The sequence below is a fragment of the Phenylobacterium sp. genome (assembly GCF_036501465.1).
Classification (GTDB): domain Bacteria; phylum Pseudomonadota; class Alphaproteobacteria; order Caulobacterales; family Caulobacteraceae; genus Phenylobacterium.
The window spans coordinates 1-3,674 of record NZ_DASYAF010000012.1; the positions used below are offsets into that span (position 1 = coordinate 1).

6 protein-coding genes are annotated in these 3,674 nt (G+C 70.4%); 3 read left to right on the forward strand and 3 right to left on the reverse strand.

Annotated elements, in window-relative coordinates:
* The 3 genes from VGL85_RS22125 to VGL85_RS01345 all read right to left on the reverse strand — a co-directional run.
* Positions 1-308: CHASE2 domain-containing protein (locus tag VGL85_RS22125; protein ID WP_414695148.1), on the reverse strand; the 308-nt coding region annotated here is incomplete at its 3' end.
* The gene (locus VGL85_RS01340; protein WP_331585209.1) at positions 275-1,237 is read right to left on the reverse strand and encodes an MBL fold metallo-hydrolase; all 963 of its coding nucleotides are present in this window, start codon (positions 1,235-1,237) and stop codon (positions 275-277) included. The genes VGL85_RS01340 and VGL85_RS22125, both read right to left, overlap by 34 nt.
* Positions 1,237-1,551 carry an STAS domain-containing protein gene (locus VGL85_RS01345; RefSeq protein ID WP_331585211.1) on the reverse strand — a complete coding sequence of 105 codons (315 nt, stop codon included), beginning with the start codon at positions 1,549-1,551 and terminating at the stop codon, positions 1,237-1,239. Before VGL85_RS01345 ends, VGL85_RS01340 begins: the two co-directional genes overlap by 1 nt.
* A gap of 139 nt (positions 1,552-1,690) precedes the next feature.
* Here VGL85_RS01345 and VGL85_RS01350 point away from each other — a divergent pair, with 139 nt between their 5' ends.
* Genes VGL85_RS01350 through VGL85_RS01360 form a run of 3 tightly spaced genes read left to right on the forward strand, consistent with a single transcriptional unit; the run spans position 1,691 to position 3,609 of the window.
* A complete protein-coding gene (locus tag VGL85_RS01350; protein WP_331585213.1) occupies positions 1,691-2,056 on the forward strand; it encodes a hypothetical protein in 366 nt (121 codons plus the stop codon).
* A 6-nt stretch (positions 2,057-2,062) separates the two neighbouring features.
* A complete protein-coding gene (gene xth / locus VGL85_RS01355; protein ID WP_331585215.1) occupies positions 2,063-2,842 on the forward strand; it encodes an exodeoxyribonuclease III in 780 nt (259 codons plus the stop codon).
* A 47-nt stretch (positions 2,843-2,889) separates the two neighbouring features.
* Positions 2,890-3,609, forward strand: coding sequence for a hypothetical protein (locus VGL85_RS01360; protein WP_331585217.1), 720 nt, complete (start codon positions 2,890-2,892; stop codon positions 3,607-3,609).
* Positions 3,610-3,674 lie beyond the last annotated feature (65 nt).

Here is a 3,674-nt window from a genome sequence, read left to right on the forward strand (position 1 = left end):
GCCTTGGCCCCGCGCGCGGCGATCGCCTCGGTCAGCCGGCCCATGACGTAGCGCGACCAGGGCCAGCCGCCGACCGCCTTCAGGCTGGGGCCGTCGATCAGCACCACGTCGACCTTGGACGGCGCGGGCTGTTCCGGCGCGGCGACCTTCTGGAAGGCGTCGAACAGCGGCCGGCGCAGACCATCGCCGGCGGCGAAGAGGGCGACGGCGGCCAGGACCGCGGCGGCGAGCCCGGCCAGCCGGACCCTAAGGCGTGCGCCGGGGTCGAGCTCGTTCAGACCCGGACCTCGAGGCCGTCGTAGCTGCAGATCACCTGCAGCGGCGGCCGGTCTTCGCGCACCAGCTCCTCGTAGCGGAGGGTCTCCTGATGCATCCGCTGGATGTCGGCGTCGGAATAGGTGGGCTCGTGGTGGAACAGGGCCAGGCGCTTGGCGCCGGCGGCCAGGCACAGGTCCACCGCCACCACGTTGGAGGAATGACCCCAGTCCTGCTTCAGGCTCACGGTGTCGCCCAGGGAATACATGGTGTCGCAGATCACCAGGTCGGCACCGGCGAAGAAGGCTTCGAACGCCGCCTCGGCGTCCATGTGATCGACCTTGTGCTCGCTGTCGGTGGAATAGATCACCGCGCGGCCATCCCTGGCGAAGTGGAAGCCGTAGCTATCGTGGCTGTGGTGCTGGCGGATCAGGGTGACGGTGACGCCGGCGGCGTCGAACGGCTCGCCCACCGCATGGGTCTGGAAGCTGATCTTGGCCCGCAGCCAGTCGAACGGCACTGGGAAGGAGATCTCCTCCTGCTGGCGGCGCAACCCCGCCTCGGCGTCCGCATGGCCCGCGTGGATGACGATGGTCGCCCCGGGATCGAAGGCCGGCCCGAAGAACGGGAAGCCCATGATGTGGTCCCAGTGCAGGTGCGACAGGAAGAAGTGGTAGGTCCGTGCGTGGCCGGCGGCGCAGCGGCGGAAGGCGTCCAGGCCGAACTCGCGCAGGCCCGAGCCCATGTCGCAGATCAGGTAGGCGTCGTCGCCGCCCTCGATCTCCACGCAGGAGGTGGCGCCGCCAAAGGCGCCGAAGGTCGCGAAATCCAGGTTGGCCGCGGCGAAGGCCGCCGCTTCCGCCTCGTCCTCGAAGACATGGCCGCCGGCCGCCACCAGCGCCTTGGCGATCTTGCCCTGGATCGCGCCGGCCTTCTGCGCGACCGGCAGCGAGCCGCGCGTGCCCCAAAACCTGACCAGCATCAGCCCGTGACCTCGAACAGCTTGTCGTAGCGGCTGATGGCCAGGATCTCGCGCATCCGCGCGTTCGGCGACGCCAAGCTGATCGCCACCGCCTCGCCGGCCTCGCGCCGGGCCATGGTCAGCGCCCGCAGGCCGCGCGAGGACATGTAGTCCAGGCCGGAGAGGTCGACGACCAGCGGCGCGCCGCCGGCCGCGGCCGCGTCCTTCACCGCCGCGATCAGCGCCTGCGAGAAGGCCTCCCAGGTGGTCTCGTCCACCCGGCCCTTCACGCGGCCGACAAACCGCGACCCCTCTCGCTCAAGCTGCCAGTCCATACTGGTCTCCCCCGACGCGGCGCGATGCTGCCACAGTCGGGCCGCGACTGTCAGGCCTTAGCGCGCAAAACGCGAAACCCGCCTTGCGCCCGCGGGCGGAGAGCGACACCTTGCCGGCGGCTGCACGGAGGGTTCCGCCATGATGTCCGCGAAGATCGGCCGCCGCCTGGGCTTGGGCGCACTCCTGGCCGCGGCGCTCACAGTCCCCGCCTTCGCCCAGACCTATGACGGCGACTGGGCGGGCGCGCTTTCCGCCGGCGGCCAGACCCTGCACTTGGTGTTCCACATCAAGACGGTGAACGGCCAGGCGACGGCGGTCCTCGACAGCGTCGACCAGGGCGCGACCATTCCGGCGACGGCGGTGAAGACCGAGGGCGGCCAGCTCTCGATCCTTTTCCTGCCGATTTCCGGAGAGCTGACGGCCAAGCTTTCGGCGGACGGCAAGACGCTCGACGGGACCTGGAACCAGGGCGCGAGCCTGCCGCTGACCCTGACCAAGAAGTAGGCCTGGATGCGCATCGCCACCTGGAACGTGAACTCGGTCAACGCGCGCCTGGAGACGGTGCTGAAGTGGTTCGAGGCGGCCAAGCCCGACGTCGCCTGCCTGCAGGAGATCAAGTGCGTCGACGAGAAGTTCCCCGCCGAAGCCTTTGAACGGCTTGGCTATAATGTCGCCGTCCACGGCCAGAAGACCTACAACGGCGTGGCCATGCTCTCGAAGACCCCGCTGGAGGACGTACGCCGCGGCCTGCCTGAACCGGGCGAGGACGAGCAGTCGCGCTATCTGGAAGCCGTGGTCAGCGGCCCGACGCCGGTGCGGGTGGCCTCGATCTACCTGCCCAACGGCAATCCGGTGGCGACCGAGAAGTTCGGCTACAAGCTCGCCTGGATGGGCCGCCTGCAGCGCCACGCCGAAGCCCTGCTGGCGCTGGAGGAACCGCTGGTTCTGACCGGCGACTACAACGTCATCCCCGAGCCGCGCGACGCGGAGTTCCCGGCCAACTGGGAAGGCGACGCCCTCTTCCAGCCGCAGAGCCGCGACGCCTTCCGGACGCTGAAGTTCCTGGGTTTCACCGACGCCTTCCTGGAAGCCGACGGCAGTCCCGGCGCCTACACCTTCTGGGACTATCAGGCCGGCGCCTGGCAGCGGAACAACGGCATCCGCATCGACCACGCCCTGCTCTCGCCGCAGGCCGCCGACCGGCTGGCCGGGGTCAGCATCCACCGCGACGTGCGCAGCTGGGACAAGCCTTCGGACCACGTGCCGCTGGTCATCGAACTCGACCTCTGAAGACCGGCGTTTGGGCAGACTCAACCAACGGGCTTAGCTTTCGCCTCATGGACGAACTCACTCGGCTCCTGATGCTGGTCGGCGTCGCCGGCGTCGCGGTGACGGTGCTGGCCGGGATCGCGCGGTGGAGCGGCGCCGAGCGCCGCCGCATCCAGCGCGGGTTGAAGGCCGTGCTGCAGGGCGACACCCACGGTTTCCTGCCGGCCCTGGGCCGTGGCCGCGGGATCGGCTTCGACTTCACTCGCAACCAGGTCGCCGTGGTCTGGGACGCCGGCGCCTGGGGCCTGGTCTACGGCCTGGACGAACTGGTGGGCGCGGAGGCCATCGTCGACGGGTTGGTGGTGGGCCGCGTCCATCGCGGCGAGCAGCGGATGGCGCTCAACGCCTTCGACGCCGCCGAACGCGTGGCCCTGCGCCTGGTGTTCGACGACCTGGGCCACCCCGACTTCGTGCTCGACCTGTGGCTGCCCGAAGACGAGGGCCAGCGCTATGAACTGCCGCCGGCCGAGGCGATCGCCGAGGCCAACCGCTGGCTCGCCCGCATCGAGGCTCTGCTGCGCCGGCCAGTGACCACCCGGCGTGGGCCCAGCGTCGCGACCGCGCCCGCCGTCGCGCCAAAGCCTGTCACGGCCCCGCCGCCACAAGAGGAACCCGAGCTCGACGCGCCGCTCTTCGCCCTCGCCGCGCGGGCCGACGACGTCGCGCCGTGGGACGACGATCCGGAAGGCGCGGACGACGAAGACGAACTGCGCGCCGCCGGGCGCTGAGCCGCTTTAAGCCAGCGAGAAGGCGACCGCCGCCTCGCAGTGGGCGACGGCGGTGTCGACCGTCG